General features: G+C 44.8%; 20 protein-coding genes. 7 read left to right on the top strand and 13 right to left on the bottom strand.

The features are described 5' to 3' along the window. Positions 1-11: 11 nt before the first annotated feature. Together FZD51_RS16880 and mgtE are read right to left on the bottom strand one after the other, a co-directional pair. Positions 12-1,871, bottom strand: a complete 1,860-nt coding sequence (locus tag FZD51_RS16880) for a monovalent cation:proton antiporter family protein (RefSeq protein ID WP_148975838.1) — start codon at positions 1,869-1,871, stop codon at positions 12-14. An 18-nt stretch (positions 1,872-1,889) separates the two neighbouring features. Continuing rightward, positions 1,890-3,263: a magnesium transporter gene (gene mgtE, locus FZD51_RS16875; RefSeq protein WP_148975837.1), complete on the bottom strand. Its 1,374-nt coding sequence runs from the start codon at positions 3,261-3,263 to the stop codon at positions 1,890-1,892. Between the two features lie 156 nt (positions 3,264-3,419). Here mgtE and prpE point away from each other — a divergent pair, with 156 nt between their 5' ends. Continuing rightward, a complete protein-coding gene (gene prpE, locus FZD51_RS16870) occupies positions 3,420-4,160 on the top strand; it encodes a bis(5'-nucleosyl)-tetraphosphatase PrpE (RefSeq protein ID WP_148975836.1) in 741 nt (246 codons plus the stop codon). A gap of 47 nt (positions 4,161-4,207) precedes the next feature. Here the strand turns inward: prpE and FZD51_RS16865 are convergent, their stop codons facing one another. From FZD51_RS16865 to FZD51_RS16850, 4 genes are all read right to left on the bottom strand, one after another. Then, complete coding sequence (locus tag FZD51_RS16865; protein WP_148975835.1) at positions 4,208-5,095, bottom strand: RluA family pseudouridine synthase; 888 nt, start codon at positions 5,093-5,095, stop codon at positions 4,208-4,210. A 17-nt stretch (positions 5,096-5,112) separates the two neighbouring features. Then, entirely contained in the window at positions 5,113-5,910 is a 798-nt protein-coding gene (locus FZD51_RS16860; protein WP_009794119.1) for an NAD kinase, read from the bottom strand. A gap of 69 nt (positions 5,911-5,979) precedes the next feature. Further along, entirely contained in the window at positions 5,980-6,618 is a 639-nt protein-coding gene (yjbM, locus tag FZD51_RS16855) for a GTP diphosphokinase (protein ID WP_009794118.1), read from the bottom strand. A gap of 85 nt (positions 6,619-6,703) precedes the next feature. Further along, the gene (locus FZD51_RS16850; protein ID WP_187445797.1) at positions 6,704-7,066 is read right to left on the bottom strand and encodes a UPF0738 family protein; all 363 of its coding nucleotides are present in this window, start codon (positions 7,064-7,066) and stop codon (positions 6,704-6,706) included. A gap of 122 nt (positions 7,067-7,188) precedes the next feature. On the opposite strand from FZD51_RS16850, the gene FZD51_RS16845 reads away from it, so the two are divergent. From FZD51_RS16845 to FZD51_RS16825, 5 genes are all read left to right on the top strand, one after another. Further along, a complete protein-coding gene (locus FZD51_RS16845; RefSeq protein ID WP_148975833.1) occupies positions 7,189-7,785 on the top strand; it encodes a CYTH domain-containing protein in 597 nt (198 codons plus the stop codon). A 35-nt stretch (positions 7,786-7,820) separates the two neighbouring features. Next, the gene (locus tag FZD51_RS16840; RefSeq protein ID WP_148975831.1) at positions 7,821-8,441 is read left to right on the top strand and encodes a lytic transglycosylase domain-containing protein; all 621 of its coding nucleotides are present in this window, start codon (positions 7,821-7,823) and stop codon (positions 8,439-8,441) included. 277 nt (positions 8,442-8,718) lie between these two features. Then, positions 8,719-9,126, top strand: a complete 408-nt coding sequence (locus tag FZD51_RS16835; RefSeq protein WP_148975830.1) for a globin domain-containing protein — start codon at positions 8,719-8,721, stop codon at positions 9,124-9,126. Further along, positions 9,123-10,001 (top strand): ClpXP adapter SpxH family protein, encoded by an 879-nt coding sequence (locus FZD51_RS16830; protein WP_148975829.1) that lies wholly within the window; start codon positions 9,123-9,125, stop codon positions 9,999-10,001. The genes FZD51_RS16835 and FZD51_RS16830 overlap by 4 nt, the downstream gene beginning before the upstream one ends. A 262-nt stretch (positions 10,002-10,263) precedes the next feature. Next, on the top strand, positions 10,264-10,443 hold the full coding sequence (locus FZD51_RS16825; protein WP_148975828.1) for a hypothetical protein: 180 nt from the start codon (positions 10,264-10,266) through the stop codon (positions 10,441-10,443). A 282-nt stretch (positions 10,444-10,725) separates the two neighbouring features. Here FZD51_RS16825 and FZD51_RS16820 read toward each other — a convergent pair whose 3' ends face one another. The 7 genes from FZD51_RS16820 to FZD51_RS16790 form a co-directional block, all read right to left on the bottom strand. Further along, entirely contained in the window at positions 10,726-10,947 is a 222-nt protein-coding gene (locus FZD51_RS16820) for a hypothetical protein (RefSeq protein ID WP_148975827.1), read from the bottom strand. Positions 10,948-11,060: 113 nt separating this feature from the next. Beyond that, positions 11,061-12,890 carry an oligoendopeptidase F gene (gene pepF / locus FZD51_RS16815; protein ID WP_148975826.1) on the bottom strand — a complete coding sequence of 610 codons (1,830 nt, stop codon included), beginning with the start codon at positions 12,888-12,890 and terminating at the stop codon, positions 11,061-11,063. A 105-nt stretch (positions 12,891-12,995) separates the two neighbouring features. After that, entirely contained in the window at positions 12,996-14,240 is a 1,245-nt protein-coding gene (locus FZD51_RS16810) for a competence protein CoiA (RefSeq protein WP_148975825.1), read from the bottom strand. Between the two features lie 133 nt (positions 14,241-14,373). Then, a complete protein-coding gene (gene cls, locus FZD51_RS16805; RefSeq protein ID WP_148975823.1) occupies positions 14,374-15,891 on the bottom strand; it encodes a cardiolipin synthase in 1,518 nt (505 codons plus the stop codon). 87 nt (positions 15,892-15,978) lie between these two features. Then, the gene (gene mecA / locus FZD51_RS16800; protein ID WP_148975822.1) at positions 15,979-16,647 is read right to left on the bottom strand and encodes an adaptor protein MecA; all 669 of its coding nucleotides are present in this window, start codon (positions 16,645-16,647) and stop codon (positions 15,979-15,981) included. 353 nt (positions 16,648-17,000) lie between these two features. After that, on the bottom strand, positions 17,001-17,396 hold the full coding sequence (gene spxA, locus FZD51_RS16795; RefSeq protein ID WP_009794105.1) for a transcriptional regulator SpxA: 396 nt from the start codon (positions 17,394-17,396) through the stop codon (positions 17,001-17,003). Positions 17,397-17,828: 432 nt separating this feature from the next. Continuing rightward, on the bottom strand, positions 17,829-18,404 hold the full coding sequence (locus FZD51_RS16790) for a GNAT family N-acetyltransferase (RefSeq protein ID WP_148975820.1): 576 nt from the start codon (positions 18,402-18,404) through the stop codon (positions 17,829-17,831). A gap of 261 nt (positions 18,405-18,665) precedes the next feature. Between FZD51_RS16790 and FZD51_RS16785 the strand changes: the two genes are divergently transcribed. Continuing rightward, positions 18,666-18,848 (top strand): hypothetical protein, encoded by a 183-nt coding sequence (locus tag FZD51_RS16785; RefSeq protein ID WP_022543609.1) that lies wholly within the window; start codon positions 18,666-18,668, stop codon positions 18,846-18,848. Positions 18,849-18,948: the final 100 nt, after the last annotated feature.

Below are 18,948 nucleotides of genomic sequence, written 5' to 3'. Positions count from 1 at the left end.
TATGATGCTGATTAACACCATTCGCAGAACTCAAGCTCACGCTTCAATTCATCCACATACTCTTTAGAACCTGTAACGATCAGCCTGTCATTCATTTGAAGCTCAGTATCCCCATGCGGGACAATCGAATCCATTCCGCGGAAAATGCGGACAAAGATAACATCCCCGGTAAATGGAAATCTCCTTAAGGTCATGCCGTCAAACTGGCTGTTCAGCAGCTTGATCTCATACAGGGATGTTTCCTGATTGGTCAGGATATTCATCACGCTAGGAGATTCGATTAGAGCCCGCAAAAGCGCCTTTGTCGATAAAAGCACTGAGAAGACTTCCACTTCCTGCTCACGAAGAGATTCTTCCAGGTCAGGGCTTTCGATGCGGCAGATGACCCGCTCTACTCCCCGTTCCTTGAAAGCGACGGATAATGTGGCATTAGCTTCTTCATCACCTGTAGAAATCACAACAATATCCGAATTAAAAACATCTGTACCCTCTAGGACTTCCACTGTGAAATCATCAACCTCTTCTATCTCGAAAAGGGAATCGGCAATCTGCTTATCAGACTTCTCTTGCTTTTTATGGTACAGCATTGGTTCATACAGCGAGGATTTCAGTTCACTGTAAACCGGAAGTGTAAGCTGGTTGGCGCCGATAAAGGCGACCTTGAGCATTTTTTCCTCTGCAGCTTCTTTCGGGAAAAGCTTTTTGAAGACAATGGGAGTCAGCACACAGGTAATGATTGCAACCAGGATCAGCGTTCCGCTCATCTCTGCTGTGATGATCTCCATCCTTTCCCCGATGGTTGCTGCCGCAATGACAAGAGACAGCGTGGATGTCAGCAGGAACCCTGATGCTATCACGGTTTTTGCGTCATACCATTTCTTGAGAATAAGAACAGGGACAAGCTTGGAAGCAAGCAGGGCAATCAGCAGAAGCGGAATAAGCATAAGCATCTTCTGATCGCTGAATAACGTCCACACATTAAGGTCAACACCGACCATTACAAAGAATATAGGTATCAGGAAGCCATAGCCGAATGAATCCAGTTTATGGATCATTTCCTGATTTGGTGCAAGCAGGGACACAAGCACACCTGCCAGGAATGCACCCAGGATATTCTCCGCCCCAACCGTTTCCGAAAGGCCAACCAGGAGCAGAATGAGTGTGAATACTGCCCTGGTGCCAATTTGGACTGTACCGGTTGACATTGCTTCAATGAAATTGCGTTTCTGGAATTTCTTTCCGACAAAAAACAGGATGATGCCGGCTCCGAATAATACGAGCAGAAGCCAGGTATTGCCTTCACCGCCATCATTAAGCGACACAAAGACAGCCAGGAGGATCATTGTCGCCAAGTCGGCAATGACCGCTATCAGCAGGATGATCTGTCCGATCCCCGTTTTCATCAGATGGGCTTCTTTCAATGTAGGCACTACCACACCAAGGGATATGGTCGAAATGATCAGGGTCATCAGGAAGGCATTATCAATGAATCCTGCCAGGACAAACAAATAGGAAAGCAGCAGAGATACGGCGAAAATCCCGACAAACACAATGGACGCTACAAAAAAAGTGTTTGGCTCAGGCTTTCCATTTGGCAGGACTGCTTTTTTCTTGCTCTTTTTAAAAGCTGAAAAGTCAATTTCAAGCCCGCTTAAAAACATCAGGAAAATAAAGCCGAGGGTCGAGAGGGTTTCCAGCCACATGTCTTCATGTACCAGGTCAAACCCGCTCTTTCCTATGATGAGGCCGACAATGATTTCCGCCACGACGACAGGGATAAAGTTTAATTTCAATCGATGCAGCACAATGGGTGTGATAAACGCTGCAAGAATGACTATAACAAGAGAAGCAACAGATGCTCCATGCTCCATATCTATTCCTCCTCCGATTTAAATCAGATAGCTCATGAACAATGTGGCCATCCCAAAATAAATTAAAATACTGATAATATCATTTATTGTCGTAATAAAAGGTCCTGAAGCAACTGCCGGGTCGATCTTCATGCGGTGCATGATCAACGGAACGAGCGCCCCTGCGAGTGTTGCAACAATCAATGTAGAGAAAATGGAAATGCCGACAAGCAGGCCAAGATAGATATCGCCATGCCAGAGCCATACAGCTAGACTGACCAATACCCCGCAGATCGTCCCTGTAATGACCCCTGTCCCGGCTTCCCTGAAAATAAGCTTCGATTTGTTCTCCCTTTCAAGATCGCCTGTTGCGATCCCGCGTACAGCGACTGCAAGTGCCTGTGTGCCTGTATTTCCAGCCATGCCGGCGATAAGCGGTATGAACACAGCCAGTATGGACACCTTGCTCAGCGTTTCTTCAAACCGTCCAATCAGACTGGCAGTCATCATCCCCAGAAACAGCAGGATAATAAGCCATGGCAGCCTCTTTCTGGCAGCAGCAAATGGACTTCGATCAAGAGTATCCATATCAGAAACCGCTGCTAGCTTGGAATAATCGTCTGATGCCTCTTCTTCCATGACATCCATAACATCATCAACTGTTATGATTCCCAATAAATGATTCTGAAAATCCACTACCGGCAATGCCAGGAAATTATAATCCTTAATTTTTCGGGCAACATCCTCCTGATCTTCGCCCACCGACACTGAGACGACCCGGTCATTGGTGATTTCCGCGATCATCGTGTCATCATCGTTCACAATCAGATCACGGAGGGAAATGACCCCTGCCAGCTTTTTGTCTTCATCCACTACGTATACATAATAGATTGTTTCGGCCCGGGGGGCTTCATTTTTCAGGATATACATAGCTGAACGGACCGTCTGATTGGCGGAGATCGAAATGAATTCGGTCGTCATGATGCTTCCTGCCGTATATTCTTCATAATGCAGCAGGTCTTTGATTTCCTGTGCCGCATCACTGTCCATTATGGTCAGATAGCTTGCAGCCTGGTCTTTGTCCAATTCATTCAGGACATCGACCGCATCATCGGCATACATATTTGACAGCATATCTGCTGCATAGCTTGGATTCATTTCAGCCAGTACATCTTTGTACTCTTCCTCATCCACTTCCAGATTTTCAAAAAGATCTGCCATTTCTTCCGGGGACAGGAATTGATAGATGACTGAACGGGCTTCTTCCTCCAGCTCCTTAAAAAATGAAGCTTGATCATAAGGGTGCAGATCAAGGAACTCCTCCCTGAAAACATCTAAATCTTCATTTTGTAAAGACTGGAGCAGCAGCTCGCGGTTATATTGCTCCGAGGGCCTTTCTTGCATATCGGGCATGATTTACCCCTCCTTCCGGGTATACTAAAACAGTCTTTACTATACTAGCAAATGTTTGTTTTTTTGTCGTCATTAAAATCTTCCCACAGGAATATTTTGAGGATTTCAAATATACTGAGTGAGACCTGCTTGAATGATAAGCGGAGGAGGAACAGAATGAAAATTGATATCATTGGGGATATACATGGATGCTTTGCTGAATTCAAAACACTCACTATGAAGATGGGCTATTCCTGGGAAACCGGCATCCCCATCCATCCTGATGGGAGAAAGCTTGCTTTTGTCGGTGACCTGACTGACCGGGGCCCCGCGTCGCTGAAAACGGTTGAGATTGTCTGGGAGCTTGCAGCCAGGCGGCAGGAAGCCTATTATTCACCGGGCAACCATTGCAATAAGCTATACCGCTTTTTCCTGGGCAACAAAGTCCAGATTACCCACGGCCTTGAAACCACTGCTGCTGAATATGAGGCCCTTCCCCATAAGGAAAAAAAAGAAACAAGAAGGAAATTTATGGAGCTGTATGAAAAGGCTCCCCTCTATCAGGTACTTGACGGGGGAAAGCTCGTCATCGCCCATGCGGGGATCAAAGAAGAATATATCGGGAAAAATAATGCAAAGGTGAAAACATTTGTACTATACGGAGACATTACCGGGAAGAACAATGCAGATGGCACTCCTGAAAGAAGGGACTGGGCAAAGGAGTATAAAGGAGAGAGGGTCATTGTGTATGGACACACGCCGGTGAAGGAACCGAGAACCGTCAATTCTACCTTTAATATTGATACAGGTGCCGTTTTTGGCAACAAGCTTACAGCCTTGAGATACCCGGAAATGGAATTGGTTTCTGTCGGCTCCTCCATGCCTTTCAATGCAGAAAAGTTCCGGGACATCCATTAAACATCTGCTGCTATAGTAAAATGGCCGCCTAAAAAGGCGGCTGTCTTCTATTCCAGCAGTGCATTCATATCATCAGGCAGCCCGGCTGAGAAGCAAAGCTGCCTGTCCAGGAACGGATGAAAAAAACGGAGCTCCCGGCAATGAAGGGCCTGCCGGCCAATTTGATTTTTATTCCCTCCATACAGCCCGTCTCCAAGCAGGGGATGGCCGAGATGGGAAAGATGGACCCGGATCTGGTGGGTCCTCCCTGTTTCAAGCACCAGCTCCACATAAGTGAACTCTCCGGTTCCTTTCACTTTGTAATGAGTGCAGGCATACTGCCCTTCAAGGAAGTTGACTTCCCTTTCAATGATGCTGTCCTTTTTGCGGGCAATCGGTGCCTCTATGGAACCTTCTTCCGGGAATAGCTTTCCTTCTGCAAAGGCTTCATAGGTTCTCTTCACCCTGCCTTCCCTCTGCAGTGTGCTCATTAAATGATGGACATGGCGGTGCTTGGCAACCAGGACCAGCCCTGAAGTGTCACGGTCAAGCCTTGTCACAATATGGACCGTAGAAGCCAGATTGATTTTCCTGTAATAGCCGATAAGTGCATTCGCAAGGCTTCCGCGGGGATGCTCTCTTGAGGGGATCGTGCTCATAGCGGCTGGCTTGTTGACAACCAGTACATATGGATCTTCATACACGACAGCCAGGGGAATGTCTTCTGCTTCCATCCCTGGACTCGGCATTTCAGAAGGAAACCTGACGTAAAGGCAGTCCCCCTCCTTTAGTGTATAGCGCACATTTTCCTCATTGCCGTTCACTTCGATTTTCCCGCCGCTGAACTTTATATCAGTCAGGGCAGCTTTGGAAATTTCATGCTGCTTCAGATAATCTTTGATGGACTGTCCGCTGTCCTGCTTATCGATTCTCCAATTTAATGTGAACGAATCCATGGAGGGCCCTTCCCTTCTTAGTTGTCAGTAATAAATGAATCATGGACCCTTTTCCAGAATGGGAATGGACGGAAACGGGCAAACCTGATCTTCTCATCCGCCACCCTGAACTGGATCGACTTTACATCCTTGTGCAGGAGCGTCAGATGGTCGATTGTAATCTGGAAGTCCGGTACATTGACCGGCTTCAGCATGCACGTATGATGGGCCGGCAGGACAAGCGGTGAACCCAGCGTCCTGAATACCCGGTTATTGATTGAAGCCATTTCCGCAAACTGGATGGCAGGCAGCGAAGGATGGAGAATGGCCCCTCCAAGCGCTTTATTATAAGCCGTACTTCCTGATGGAGTGGAAAGGCAGAGCCCGTCTCCCCTGAAGCGCTCGAAATGCTGTCCCCTGATTTCAACGTCCATCACCAGTGTCCCCTCGATGCTCTTGACTGTAGATTCATTCAGGGCCAGATATCTCGTTTCCCTTCCTCCATGCTGGTAGCGTATGATCACTTCAAGAAGGGGATATTCAATCACCTGGTACGGCGTCTTGGCAATGGCAATCACCAGCTTTTCGATTTCTTCCGGCACCCAATCAGCATAAAAGCCAAGATGTCCTGTATGAATGCCGACGAAAGCCGTTTTTTCCAGCCTGCTGCTGTACCGGTGGAAAGCATAGAGAAGCGTGCCATCCCCGCCTATGGATACAACAATATCCGGCTGATCCTCATCATATATTAAATCAAAATCCAGTAAATACGTTTTCATTTTATGCATAAGTGTATTTGATTTGGAGTCGCCTTTAGACGTAATGGCAAATTTCATTGTGCTTTTTCTCTCCTTTTCAAAATCCCAGTTTGACCTTTGCCCTGTGGTGGACAGAAGCCTTGCCGCTCAGCTTCCGCCTTCCTTCTGATGCTCTTTCTTCCGGGTGAAGAACGCCTGTGCATCCTGGATTTCTCCTCTGATCAGGGACATTTCTTCATCCAGGCGGAAGGCAGCCTCAGCGGCCCTTTTCAGCCTCATCTGTATATCCTTGGGGAATTGGCCGCGGTATTTATAATTCAGTGAGTGTTCTATAGTCGCCCAAAAGTTCATGGCCAGCGTCCTGATCTGGATCTCAACAAGGATTTTTTTCTCGCCATTGATCGTTTGGACAGGATATCTTATGACGACATGATAGGAACGGTAGCCGCTTGCCTTTTTGTGGGAAATATAATCCCTTTCTTCTATCAGCTCGAAATCGTTCCTGCGGCGGAGCATTTCAACAACCAGTTTTATGTCATCCACAAACTGGCACATCATCCTCAAGCCCGCAATATCCTGCATCTCGGTTTCCAATTTATCAAGCGGTATCCCCTTTTGATTGGCTTTATCCAATATGCTCGCAATCGGCTTTACCCTGCCTGTAACAAATTCAATCGGGGAACTTGAGGAATCAAGTTCAAACTGGCCCCTCATCCCTTTCAGTTTCACCTTCAATTCCTCGACAGCCTGCTTATAAGGTGCTAAAAATTGATCCCAATGCTTCATGCGCATCTTCACCTCATCCCATTTTCTCTATTTTCCGGAAGAAGGCCGGGGTGCACCAGCCTTTCTGCCGGGGGCTATTGCGCTTTTAGAAGGCGGCTTCCACCTTTGCCACCATTTCATCTCCATAATTGCTGTTGCCTTTAATATTCTCGATCAGATAGCCGAGTTCCTCCCTGAATTGCGGAAGATGCAGCCTGCCTGGGCCGTTTGCCAGATAGGCATCCGCCCCTGCTGCGAGGGCCTGGCTCATGGCGGCCCATATGCCTTCTGAAAGGACTATGTATGTATATTCATCATTGCTTTCTGCAATATAAACAAATGCCAGATTATCTGAATCGACCAGCATCTGTCCATTTGCCTTAAGCCCGTTAATATCCTGTTCTGTTTCCAGCAGCAGCTCGTTCGTTTCTGTCAATGCCGCCTTGAATATGTCTATTTTTTTATTCATGAATTCCAACCTCCAATACTCCCCTTTATTTTATCACAGGTTGTTTCTATATCCTAAGGATTGAAGTCTGTCTGAAAGAAAGAGATAATAAAACAGACTATACTCAGGGGAGCACAAATGATATGAGCCATTCACAGCATATTGAAATAGAATTTAAGAACATGATAGAGCAGCATGAATTTGAAAAAGCGGCAGCCTTCCTGCAGATTGAACCGGCAGATTTTTTCATGCAGGAAAACCATTATTTTGATACACCGGACTTCAAGCTCAAGGACAAAATGTGCGCGCTAAGGATCCGCAAGAAAAACGGGAAACATGAAATGACGCTCAAGCAGCCGGCAGGCGAAGGGCTGCTCGAGACAAATATAGAGCTTTCACAAATCGAAGCCGAAGCCTGCATGCAGACAGGAAGCATTCCGGACGGCCTCATAAAAGAAGCGCTGGAAATCATGAATATTCCTGCTGCCGAACTCGAATACTTTGGATCCCTTTCTACCAGACGGGCCGAAAAAGCGTATAAAGGCGGCCTGATGGTTCTCGACCATAGTTCCTATTTAAATTGCGAGGATTATGAATTAGAATATGAAGTGAGTGACAGCGAAAAAGGAAAGAAGGAATTTATCCTTTTCCTGAAATTCCTAAACATTCCCGAAAGAAAAACCGAAAATAAAATTAAGAGGTTTTACAGCCAAAAATTAAAATTGAACACTGCTGAATGATTAAAGCATTGGCAGTTATATAAAAGGAGCCAGCAATGAACATTGACCAACTGAAAGTGATGCTTGAACTCCAGGCCCTGCAGAATTTCGGCGGCAACAGTACTCCTTCAGACTCCGGCTTGGGCAGTGTCTTTACCAGCATCATGAATGAGATGATGGCTGCAGATGAGGCACCCGGCGGACAGGCGTCTGCAGAAACCGGGCGAGAAACATTCCTGTCAGGAAAGATGGCTGCGGCACTTCCTCCAGTAAGCTTTACAAAGCTTTCCGGAGGAAATGGAGACCCTTTTTCAGATATCATCAATGAGGCAGCAGAGCTGTACAAGCTTCCAGCGAAGCTCATCCACTCTGTCATCAAACAGGAATCCAACTTCAATCCCGGTGCTGTCAGTGCTGCCGGGGCTTCCGGGCTGATGCAGCTTATGCCGGAAACAGCCAGAGGCCTTGGCGTCAAAAATGTATTTGATCCCCGTGACAATATATTTGGCGGCAGCAAATATTTGCGTGAAATGATGGACAGGTATGGCGGAAACATTGAAAAGGCGCTTGCAGCCTACAATGCAGGCCCGGGAAATGTAGATAAATACGGGGGCATCCCTCCTTTTAAAGAAACTTTGAACTATGTGAAAAAAGTGACCGGCAGCTTTTTTGCATAAGAAGCTTGCGAGAAAGCCTTTTGCAGCCCCAGGCTCTGCAGAAGGCTTTTTTTTGCGGGAAAAACCTTCATATTGAGCTGACAATGGTTCACGCTGGAAAAATTCCGTGATATTGGTTAAAGTAATGAATGCCGCCACTTGTCCTCAAGCTGTTTGTTTGAGATATAAAAAGGGCGTTGTTAAAATAAAGAAAGCACAGAAGGATTAAAAGATCATGTTCCTGCTATAACTAATCTTTTGGAAACTTACTCATTAAACTCGAAAAGGAGTTTTTATAATGGCCGAGAAAATGACTGTACCGTTCGATGCTATTGGCGAAGAAAAACTTCACCGGCTTGTTGATGTTTTTTACAGCCTGGTTGGACAGCACCCTGATCTCGCTCCTATCTTCCCTGATGACCTGACTGAAACGGCCAGAAAGCAAAAACAGTTCCTGACTCAATATCTTGGAGGACCTGCTTTATATACAACCGAACATGGGCACCCTATGCTAAGAGCCCGCCACCTCCCCTTCGAAATTACTGAAACAAGGGCAAAGGCATGGCTGTCATGCATGGAACAGGCTATGGATGCAACAGGATTGGAAGGCGACTTCAGGCAGCATTTCTTCTCCCGGCTCGCATTAACGACACAGCATATGATCAATACACCAGAAAAAGATATGATGAAAGGTGATAGCAAGTGAGGGAAAAAGAAACTTCTCAATTCATCCATGCATCTCCTCATTGCCAGGGCATCGAGAAAAAGCGGATTGAGATTTACATGTTCGTCGATCCTCTCTGTCCCGAGTGCTGGGCGCTGGAACCGATTATTAAGAAACTGATGATAGAGTACGGAAGCTACTTTTCCTTTAAGCATGTCCTTAGCGGCAGGCTTGCCTCCCTCAACATGGGAAGGAAGCAGAAGCTGGAAAGCCTCGCGGATTATTGGGAAAAGACTGCAAGCCGTTCAGGGATGTCATGTGATGGCAATGTCTGGTTTGAAAACCCTGTCTCGTCCCCGCACCTGGCCTCCATTGCCATAAAGGCAGCCGAGCTGCAGGGAAGAAAAGCAGGAATCCGCTTTCTGCGGAAGCTGCAGGAAGTGCTTTTCCTTGAAAAACAGAACGTTTCAAACTTCGATGTCCTCAAGTCCTGTGCACAGAATGTCGGGCTTGACGTTGTCGAATTTGTTGCCGATATCCACTCAGACAGCGCTGCTAAAGCTTTTCAGTGCGACCTGAAGATCACTTCAGAAATGGATGTACAGGAAATACCTACTCTTGTATTTTTTAATGAAAATATTGAAGAAGAAGGAATTAAAGTCACAGGCTATTACCCTTATGAGGTGTATGTGCAGATCATTGAAGAAATGCTGCAGATGAAGCCTGAACCTTCTGAACCGCCATCCCTTGAAGCATTCCTTAGATACTTCAAGCTGGTAGCAACCAAGGAAATCGCAGTTGTCTACAATATGACGGCATCCCAGGTAGAAAAAGAAATGAAAAAACTCCAATTGAAGCAGCTGGTCGAACAGCTTCCTGCAAAATACGGGACCTTTTGGAGATATTGCGGAGAATAACACAGGATATAAGAAAAGCCCTGCAGATGCAGGGCTTTTCTTATATTTCAGGATGGGAGTGTATGTTTCAATAATAGAAAGGGGGTTTGATTTTTTGTTTGTTTGTGAACTATGTCACAAGTAAATCTTATCATACTGGCTGAAGGTTAAACAAGAGATTGTTCATCTCTTCACAGAATTGTCACGAAATAATCCCCCGATTTTTGCATATACATTTACATATACATACACAAGCCCTGAATCCATAACCAGGAGGTTAAGCATGCTTAAAAGTAAAGCCATCTTATTTCTGATAATACTGGCAGCCACTGCTGCTTTCATTCTGAATATACTTGGTCTCATGAAGATGCTGCCCCTCATCATCACCTCCCCCCTCTTATTCCTGGCCCTTTTGATCCTGGTGCTGTACATGAATGAAAGAAGGCGGTTTAAGGGGTTTTAGCTAAATACGAAACCAGAGGATGTACAGTTTTTTCGGGGGAGTGCGCCTGGTGCAGGGGGGTGGGTGTGACAGAGTTGCTAATATATGGCGGAAATTGCTAATATAATCGAAAAGTTGCTAATATATGGATAAAGTTGCTAATATACCAGGAAAGTTGCTAATAAACCGGAAAAGTTGCTAATATCCGTCCTGCAGCAGCTCCCTTCCTCCCAGACCCCCGCTCAACTTCGCCAGTTCCTCCAGCCTCTAGTCGCAAATAAAAGCGAAAACTCGCAAATAAACTCAGCAAAGTCGCAAATATATTCCAAAACTCGCAAAAATATTAAAAATCCCGCAAATATATTCCAAAACTCGCAAATAACCCCCCACCGAACCCCCATCCCGTCCCACCAGCCAAACAAAAAAGCGCCAAATTCTCAGATTCAGCACACCACTCCCACTCAAACCTTCACTTTTGCCGATTCCTGCATGCATAAAGACATCAAAATGCTTCACCGGCAGCATTTCTTCCTGCCAATAAAAAAAGCACGCTAAATCATATACGATTTAACATGCTTTTTGAGCATTTTTCACGTTGTGCATTTCACTAAGGGAATAAGTCTATCCCCTTCTCTGTTTTACTGCTTAACCCTGTTCAAAAGTTCTTCCATCTCGTTCAGCTTCTCCTCGAATACTTTGCAGGCATCTGCAATCGGAGCAGGGCTTGTCATGTCAACACCCGCTTTTTTCAGCACTTCGATCGGATAATCTGAGCTTCCTGCCTTCAGGAAGTTAATATACCTTTCAACAGCCGGCTCACCTTCTTCAAGGATCTGCTTGCTTAGTGCAGTTGCGGCGCTGAAGCCTGTAGCATATTGATAAACATAGTAATTGTAATAGAAATGAGGGATCCGGGACCATTCCAGCCCAATTTCCTCGTCGATGATGATATCTTCTTCGCCGAAATACTTTTTATTCAGCTCATAATAATCCTGTGTCAATGCCTCTGCTGTTAATGCCTCATTATTTTGGGCTTTCTGGTGGATCTGATGTTCGAATTCTGCGAACATGGTCTGGCGGAACACCGTGCCCCTGAATCCTTCTAAATAATGATTCAGCAGATACAGCCTTTTTTGGTCATCATCGATCGTTTTCAGCAGATAGTCGTTAAGCAGGGCTTCATTGCATGTGGAAGCCACCTCTGCCACAAAGATGGAATAATTGCCGTAAGGATATGGCTGCGTTTTTCTTGTATAGTAGCTGTGGACAGAATGCCCGAATTCATGGGCAAGGGTGAACAGATTGTTCACATTGTCCTGCCAGTTCATCAGGATGTATGGATTTGTGCCATATGCACCTGAAGAGTAAGCCCCGCTTCTTTTGCCTTTATTCTCATGGACATCGACCCAGCGGTTTTCAAATCCTTCCTTCAATACGGAGAGATATTCTTCTCCCAGCGGCTCCAGTCCTTTTAAAACATATTCCTTTGCTTCATCATAGGGAATTTCCATCTTCACATCTTTGACAAGCGGTGTGAAAAGATCATACATATGAAGCTTTTCAAGGCCCAGGACCTCTTTTCTCAGCTTAATGTAGCGGTGGAGAAGATGGAGGTTGTCGTTGACCGTATTGACCAGATTTTCATAGACGCTTTCAGGGATATTATTGTCCGAAAGTGCAGCGTGGCGCGCAGAATCATAATTCCTGACACGCGCATAGAAATTGTCTTTTTTGACATTGCTGCTTAAGGTGCTTGAAAAAGTATTCTTGAATTTACCATAAGTATCATACACCGCTTTAAAGGCATCCCTGCGGACCCGCTGATCGTCACTCTCCAGGAAACGGATATAGCGGCCATGGGTAACCTCGACTTCTTCTCCGTTTTCATCTTTAATGGATGGAAACTCAAGATCGGCATTATTCAGCATGCCAAATGTGTTCCCTGGTGCATCAAGGACTTCTGAAGCCTGTGCCAGCAGCGCTTCTGCTTCTGCAGATAATACGTGCGGCCTTTGAAGGTTGATTTCCTCCAAAGAATGCTTATAGAGTCTTAGCTCTTCTTTTTCATCAAGGAAGCTGCTGATCTTCTCTTCATCGATTGCCAGAATCTCTGGCACAATATAGGCAAGGCTGCTCGCTGCCTGGGAATACAGATTTTTAATGCGGTCATCCAGTCCCTGGTAAAAGGAATTGGTCGTATCCTGGTCATATCTCATATGTGCATATGAATAGAGCCTGCCCAGCCTTTCAAGAAGATGGTCCTGGTATTGAAGTGCTTCATACAGCTTGTCTGCGTTATCCCCCAACTTGCCCTGGAATCCGCCCGCATCCGGAAGAAGCTGCTTCACTTCCTGGAATTCTTTTTCCCAGTCATCGTCAGTTGAAAAAATATCTTCAAGCCTCCATGTATCTTCCGGCTTTATTTCACTTCTTGAAGGCAATTTTTTTACTGCAGTTTCATTTGCCATGTCTATATCCTCCATTTCATTTTATTCGTGGTCCGAATAAAAAAATCGGTTCACTAGTTATTTCTACCTTTAAAGGGAAATTCCTTCTTTATTATAAATCTCTCCTTATTGTATGTCAGTGATGCTGTTTTCATTATTGTCCGTTCCGGATGAAACGCAAATGTCTCTTGCTCCCTCTATTCTTTCATAGCAGCGAATTCTCAAAAGCTCGGCATCATTCATAGTCTTGGGGATGGTCCAATCCTGAGCGAGCCTGTATCTCCCCCCTCCTTCAAACTGAAAGATTCCGGAGGCTGACAACTGGCTTAAATATTCTGCAACAGCGAGGCTGTAATCCCCTTCTGCGAGAGGAAGCTCCCTGACTTTCACATCACCAGCCCGTATCCGGCGCTTGAGCGACTGCAGGATTTCATTCTCAGTCACCTTATCTCCAGGTTCCAGGCCTGTGAAACAGTCAGTATGAATATATCCTTGCCAGAATAGCGGAGGTGTTGAAAACCATGGAGAATGGCGGACAGGAATGCCGATATGCGGCGGGAGCAGGGAGAGATGTAAGCCTGCCTGATATATGGCCATGTAGAAGGGATGTTTGAATGTGTTGGGAGTCAGCGTATAAGTTTGCAGCAGCTTGCAGATTTCCTTATGCCAGCCTGCCGGCGGGAAACGGACAATCCATGGGGCAGTTAATAGACTTGGAAGTTTCATTTTATGAAGTGGTAAGACAGAGAAGTCTGTCAGGACATTGCGGGTGGTGAGCGGGCAGATATTGGAGAGGAAAATAAAGCTCTGTGCACCGGGGCAGTAAGAAAGCAAGTGATATGGAGCATCTGATGAACGATTGACAAAAGAATAGTGGAACTCAGAGAAGCTTGCTTTTTGGGCTGAGGTCCGTCTGATCTCTTTTCCTCCCAGTATCCAGATGGGCGTGAAGCCTGCCTCTCTGTAAGCCCTCGTCCTGCTGGCGAACAGCGATTCCGGAATAGGGGAGCACTGGAATTCAACGGCAAATTTCTTCCCGGCGTATACAAAGCAGATATCAGGGCGCTGTTTGATGCTCTTTATATAAGTTTCCAGCCTGGCATGAACATGATTGGCCATCAGCCAACGGTAAATATCCAGCTTTCCTTTCATATGGTACTCTGACTCACTTTCAAAGGATGCTTCACAGGAATGTTCCTTAAAATGGGCAAAGTGGGGTATCTTCCTGATTCCAACCTTAAGCATCACCTTTTCCCTGCATACCGGACAGAGGAAGCTGCCCTCCTTTACCTTAAGCTTCCGCAGCGTTTCCCTATCCGTGAAGTCAGCACAGTTGATGAACTTGCCTGATTGACGGATTGCTGTCAGCATAATTCTCCTCCTTTCTTTTTACATTAATATTAATTCGCTGTTTGAAATGGATATCCTGCTCATATTGCCCCTTCATAGAAAAATGCCGCAGCAGCTGCTGCAGCATTCTCCTCATATGTTACGGTCATAGGTCCTAAAGCAGTGGTGACAGCAGGCGTGCAGTTGATTCAAGCAGCCTGTACCCAATATGCCGCTTTCCGAACAGAGCACCTGTAATTTCCTGAGAATCATTAAGATCAAGCAGATATTCAGAAGCAAGCTTTTGTGTACTGTGAGTTTTAAAAAGAAAAGCATTGACTTCAAAATTCAGGTGAAAGCTTCTCATATCCATATTCGATGTTCCGATAGAAGCAAGCTCATTGTCGACAATCACAATCTTGCTGTGCATAAAGCCCTTTTGATACTCATAGATCTTGACGCCTGCATCAAGCAATTCAGGAAAATAAGACCTTGATGCATGGAAAACTATACGCTTATCCGGTCGATGCGGCACCAGCAGGCGGACATCCACCCCGCTCAGGGCAGCCACTTTGATGGCGGTGAATATGTCTTCATCAGGGATGAAGTAAGGAGAAGCAATCCAGACGGACTCTTTCGCAGAAGTAATCATCGAGAAGAAAATATTCTTAATGACACTCCATTCATTATCCGGGCCGCCGGCAATCAGCTGTACACCCCCATGATTGTTCTCTTCGGGGACCGGGGTCAGATATTCAGCTGTCAAAAAGCTGTCATTGGTCATATAATACCAGTCCTGCAGAAATATGAGCTGCAATGTACGCACCGCTTCCCCCTGGAGCATCAGGTGGGTATCACGCCAGAAACCGAAATGCGGATTGCGCCCCAGATACTCATCACCGATGTTAAGGCCGCCCATAAAACCTGTATTGCCGTCAATGACAATGATTTTACGGTGATTGCGGAAGTTGAATTTGCTGTTCAGGAGCGGCATTTTTACCGGACCGAATGCAACTGTCTCCACTCCGGATGACCTGAGGTCGCGAATATACTTCTTGGACATTTTCCAGGAGCCCACCGCATCGTACAAAAATTTAACCCTGACCCCTTCCCTCGCCTTTTGCATAAGTATCTCTTTAATCTCCATCCCGATTTCATCATGGCGGACAATATAATATTCCATATGGATATGATGGGTGGCATTCCGGAGAGATTCAAGGATCTGATTGAAGGTTTCTTCTCCATTTGTAAGGATTCTTGTACTGGTTGCAAAGGAAATGGGGCTGTTTCCGATTTCATGGGCCAATCGGAAAAGCTTTCTTTGATGCTCCCCCATCTGCCGTACTTTTTCAGCATAATTTCTCCCGTGGTTTTCCTGGACTTTCCTGAAAGCTTCTTTGTCCAAGAAATATTTTTTCCGGAACATCTTTTCCTTCCGGTAGTTCCGCCCAAAAAGAAGGTAGAAAATAAATCCGAGCAAGGGGAAACCGCCTAAAACCACCAGCCAGGTCAACGTCTGTGAGGGATGGCGGTTTTCCAGGAAAATGATGAACCCGATAAATATGACGGATAAAGTTATCAACAGGCTGAAGTAGCCCAGAAAGCCGCCATTGACCGGAAAAAATTTATTTATGGCAAAAAGGAGTAAGATCAGGAATCCGCTGAATATGGTAATCCTTACGGCGTTTTTCATTATGGCTGTCACCTGTCCCAACCGGCAAAATCATGCTGCCTTCTATATACAAAGAAAACACCGATTTCATTCAGAAATCGGCATTTTTTAATCAAAATATTTCCTAAGTTCCCCGAAGACATCTTCATCTATTATAAGCTTACCGTATTCTTCAATCCGGTGGATCGTCGTCTGGGTTTCATGCCCGAATTCAAGCAGGATGCTCAAAGCATTATCAATCTGCTCTTCATCAAGATCTTCCTCGTCAGGAAATTCAACAAACAGATAGTATTTATTTTCAAAAGAATAAAGCTTTGTTGCCAAGGAATCAAGGCTGGAGGTTTTGGAAAGGGAAATGATATCTTCAAAATCATCAAATTTCAGAAGGAACTCAAGATTATCTTCATAAGAAGAGTCTTCTTCATCTTCATGCTTTGTGAAATGCTGATCCAGCAAATCCTCGATCCTCTCTTCAACAGGCAGGTCTTTCAGCTTATCCTCAGGAACGGGAAGTTCGAATTTCTGGCCGTCTTTGGAAAGCTGCGCCTTGGTGACCAGCACCTCGAGCCCTTTATCCAAAGCTTGTACCTGAATCCATAAAGGCCCTTCCACCATGAACTCTTCTTCCTGATGCACTTCGTCCATCATTTCCCAAAAGAGTTCCTCGCTCCGCTCCCGGTTGTACCAGATTTCATCCCGGTCAAAGCCTCTCTCTTCTATATCAATATAAGAAATGTAAAACTTGACAGTATTATCATTAATCCGTTCAATTTCCATTCAGAACTCTCCCTTCCGGCGATTGTTGAAGGGACTAAATACCCCCATAAGATGTTGTTTATATCCTTTACCCAATATAGTTGGCTCTAATCTTTCTAGGAAGGTAACAGTATTGTTGCCTTATACTCCTATTTTATGTCAAAAAGGGGATAAAGGGAATTAAAATAAAGCAGGTTTCAAAAAACCATTGTATGCCTATATGCTTCATTTTAGTACATTTAATCTTACCAAAAAATTCGATTGTGTACAAACAACTGGCTTGCCGGAAAGCCAATATGGCCCATATAATTATCAATCAAGGAAAGGAACAAAATAAAAAGCCCCTTATCTCAAAGAGATAAAGAGCTGGTTCATCAGTTAACCATACGCTGTGCTTCCCGCAGCTGATACGTGCGTACTTTGCGCGGAAGGAATCGTCTGATTTCATCTTCGTTATAGCCAACCTGAAGGCGCTTTTCGTCAATAATGATTGGACGGCGCAGCAGGCCGGGGTTATCCTTAATTAACTCAAACAGCTCTTGAAGCGGCATGGTTTCCAGGTTCACATCAAGTTTTTGGAACGTCTTTGATCTCGTAGAGATAATTTCATCCGTACCATCTTCCGTCATACGGAGGATTTCCTTGATTTCATCAATTGAAAGGGGTTCGGAAAAAATATTCCGCTCTTTATAGCCTATTTCATGCTCTTCAAGCCATGATTTCGCTTTCCTGCAAGATGTGCAACTTGGTGAAGTGTATAATGTGACCATTTTACAAATTCACACTCCTTAAATTAGACATATATAAAGATCTTTTACAAGAATTATACTCAGAAAATATGAACCCTTAATTAAAATTACTTTAAATTAGTAATTTATATTAATTATTATACACCATTAAAGATGCATTTGGTATCCCTTTTTAGAAATATGCTAAAAGACTTATGCAAAGGTTCTACAGTTCATTTTTCTTAAGCATTCTACTATATAAGACGTATGAGAAAGATAAAAGTTTCAAAAATTTTAATAGATTCTATCTTTCCCCGTTTGATGGCCATATTTATGTAATACTTATTATGGCCTGTGCCGCATTTGACCTTTATATGTTTATTACCCATACTGTCCAGCCGGTAAACCTTATTTTAAATTCTCAATTAATTTATGAAAATGAAAATGCTGCTATCAAAAATAGCAGCATTTTTCCTAGAGCCCTTTGAGTACATCTCCAGAACTTTTGTCTTCTTCAAATGTCAGTACTTCCTCTACCGGCTGGTAGGATTCTCCATAGAAATGCGCATCTTTATACGTATGAATCAGCTCATATGTCTTCTTCATGCTCTCGTAGATCAGTTCTTCCGATTCGCTTCCGGGGGCCCAATAAAGGATTTCCATACTGTTGATTTCCTTTGTTGCCAGCGAACGCCTTCTGTATCCGATCGATTGGGCATGCTCAAAGCCTTCCCGCTTGTAAAACTTGAGCCTTTTTTCTGTGTCGGTGTCTTCATAATCGACCGGCTCTACTTCAAGGATGATCGGCTTTCCCTTTTTCTTAAGCTTATCAAGGAGTTTGTGGCCAAGACCTTGTCCCCTGGCTGCCTTTGAAACAAACAGGTAGTCGATGAACACGAAGTTTTCCAGTTCAACATACATCAGAACATGGTTCTCCCCTTCGTCCTTATGGTAGATTTCAGAGCGTTCCTTGAGCAGTGTCTCCATATGCTCGCGGGATTTCATTTCTTCGATAGGGAAATATTGATTCAATTTTTCATACCAATGCATATTTTGGCTCCTTTTATTTAATAGTCCAGTCCGATAAGCATCCATCTTTCTCTACACTTTCCCGGCTGCTGCAGAGCTTCATTCCCCCGCTCTGAATCGCACATGTAAAATACACTAATAATTTGCCAAAATGTAAAATATTTATACAATAGACCTTTTCTAATAAGTGCCGTTCTTTTACAATAAATAGAAAGGGACACTGGCATTTGGCATCACAAAATTATTCGCAGCGCTGCTGTGAAAAGAAAGATGGAGGTTTATATGATTGAATTTGCTGCGGATTTATCGATTGTTGCCCTGCTCGTGATTGGGATTACTGCCATAATTGGAGTTGCAGCGAATGGAATCGGCGAGAAGCTGTTCGGCGGTAAACGAAAATCCGAATTTGTGGATCAATCCGCAAAGGTGCAGACTGGGTGGAAAAATGTAGGCGGCAGAAAGTAAAACTGATCCTGCCATATACTATGATACCGCATACAGCTTCTGTGTCAAATAACATCCTGCTGTTAACGTTTTTTAGAATATAACAGCCATTAGCATGCGG

This window comes from Bacillus infantis, from assembly GCF_008180445.1.
GTDB lineage: Bacteria > Bacillota > Bacilli > Bacillales > Cytobacillaceae > Bacillus_AB > Bacillus_AB infantis_B.
Note: the sequence above shows the minus strand (reverse complement) of the source record. Positions and strands in the feature narration are given on the sequence as shown.

What these genes read in the sequence shown, in the direction of transcription:
- FZD51_RS16785 (WP_022543609.1), top strand. Translation starts at nt 18,666, where the DNA reads ATGATTGAATTTGCTGCGGATTTATCGATTGTTGCCCTGCTCGTGATT.
- FZD51_RS16835 (WP_148975830.1), top strand. Translation starts at nt 8,719, where the DNA reads ATGGCCGAGAAAATGACTGTACCGTTCGATGCTATTGGCGAAGAAAAA.
- FZD51_RS16880 (WP_148975838.1), bottom strand. Translation starts at nt 1,871, where the DNA reads ATGGAGCATGGAGCATCTGTTGCTTCTCTTGTTATAGTCATTCTTGCA.
- FZD51_RS16825 (WP_148975828.1), top strand. Translation starts at nt 10,264, where the DNA reads ATGCTTAAAAGTAAAGCCATCTTATTTCTGATAATACTGGCAGCCACT.
- FZD51_RS16810 (WP_148975825.1), bottom strand. Translation starts at nt 14,240, where the DNA reads ATGCTGACAGCAATCCGTCAATCAGGCAAGTTCATCAACTGTGCTGAC.
- FZD51_RS16820 (WP_148975827.1), bottom strand. Translation starts at nt 10,947, where the DNA reads ATGCTGCCGGTGAAGCATTTTGATGTCTTTATGCATGCAGGAATCGGC.
- FZD51_RS16865 (WP_148975835.1), bottom strand. Translation starts at nt 5,095, where the DNA reads ATGGATTCGTTCACATTAAATTGGAGAATCGATAAGCAGGACAGCGGA.
- yjbM (WP_009794118.1), bottom strand. Translation starts at nt 6,618, where the DNA reads ATGAAGCATTGGGATCAATTTTTAGCACCTTATAAGCAGGCTGTCGAG.
- spxA (WP_009794105.1), bottom strand. Translation starts at nt 17,396, where the DNA reads ATGGTCACATTATACACTTCACCAAGTTGCACATCTTGCAGGAAAGCG.
- FZD51_RS16850 (WP_187445797.1), bottom strand. Translation starts at nt 7,066, where the DNA reads ATGAATAAAAAAATAGACATATTCAAGGCGGCATTGACAGAAACGAAC.
- pepF (WP_148975826.1), bottom strand. Translation starts at nt 12,890, where the DNA reads ATGGCAAATGAAACTGCAGTAAAAAAATTGCCTTCAAGAAGTGAAATA.
- FZD51_RS16790 (WP_148975820.1), bottom strand. Translation starts at nt 18,404, where the DNA reads ATGCATTGGTATGAAAAATTGAATCAATATTTCCCTATCGAAGAAATG.
- FZD51_RS16840 (WP_148975831.1), top strand. Translation starts at nt 7,821, where the DNA reads ATGAACATTGACCAACTGAAAGTGATGCTTGAACTCCAGGCCCTGCAG.
- FZD51_RS16845 (WP_148975833.1), top strand. Translation starts at nt 7,189, where the DNA reads ATGAGCCATTCACAGCATATTGAAATAGAATTTAAGAACATGATAGAG.
- cls (WP_148975823.1), bottom strand. Translation starts at nt 15,891, where the DNA reads ATGAAAAACGCCGTAAGGATTACCATATTCAGCGGATTCCTGATCTTA.
- mecA (WP_148975822.1), bottom strand. Translation starts at nt 16,647, where the DNA reads ATGGAAATTGAACGGATTAATGATAATACTGTCAAGTTTTACATTTCT.
- prpE (WP_148975836.1), top strand. Translation starts at nt 3,420, where the DNA reads ATGAAAATTGATATCATTGGGGATATACATGGATGCTTTGCTGAATTC.
- mgtE (WP_148975837.1), bottom strand. Translation starts at nt 3,263, where the DNA reads ATGCCCGATATGCAAGAAAGGCCCTCGGAGCAATATAACCGCGAGCTG.
- FZD51_RS16860 (WP_009794119.1), bottom strand. Translation starts at nt 5,910, where the DNA reads ATGAAATTTGCCATTACGTCTAAAGGCGACTCCAAATCAAATACACTT.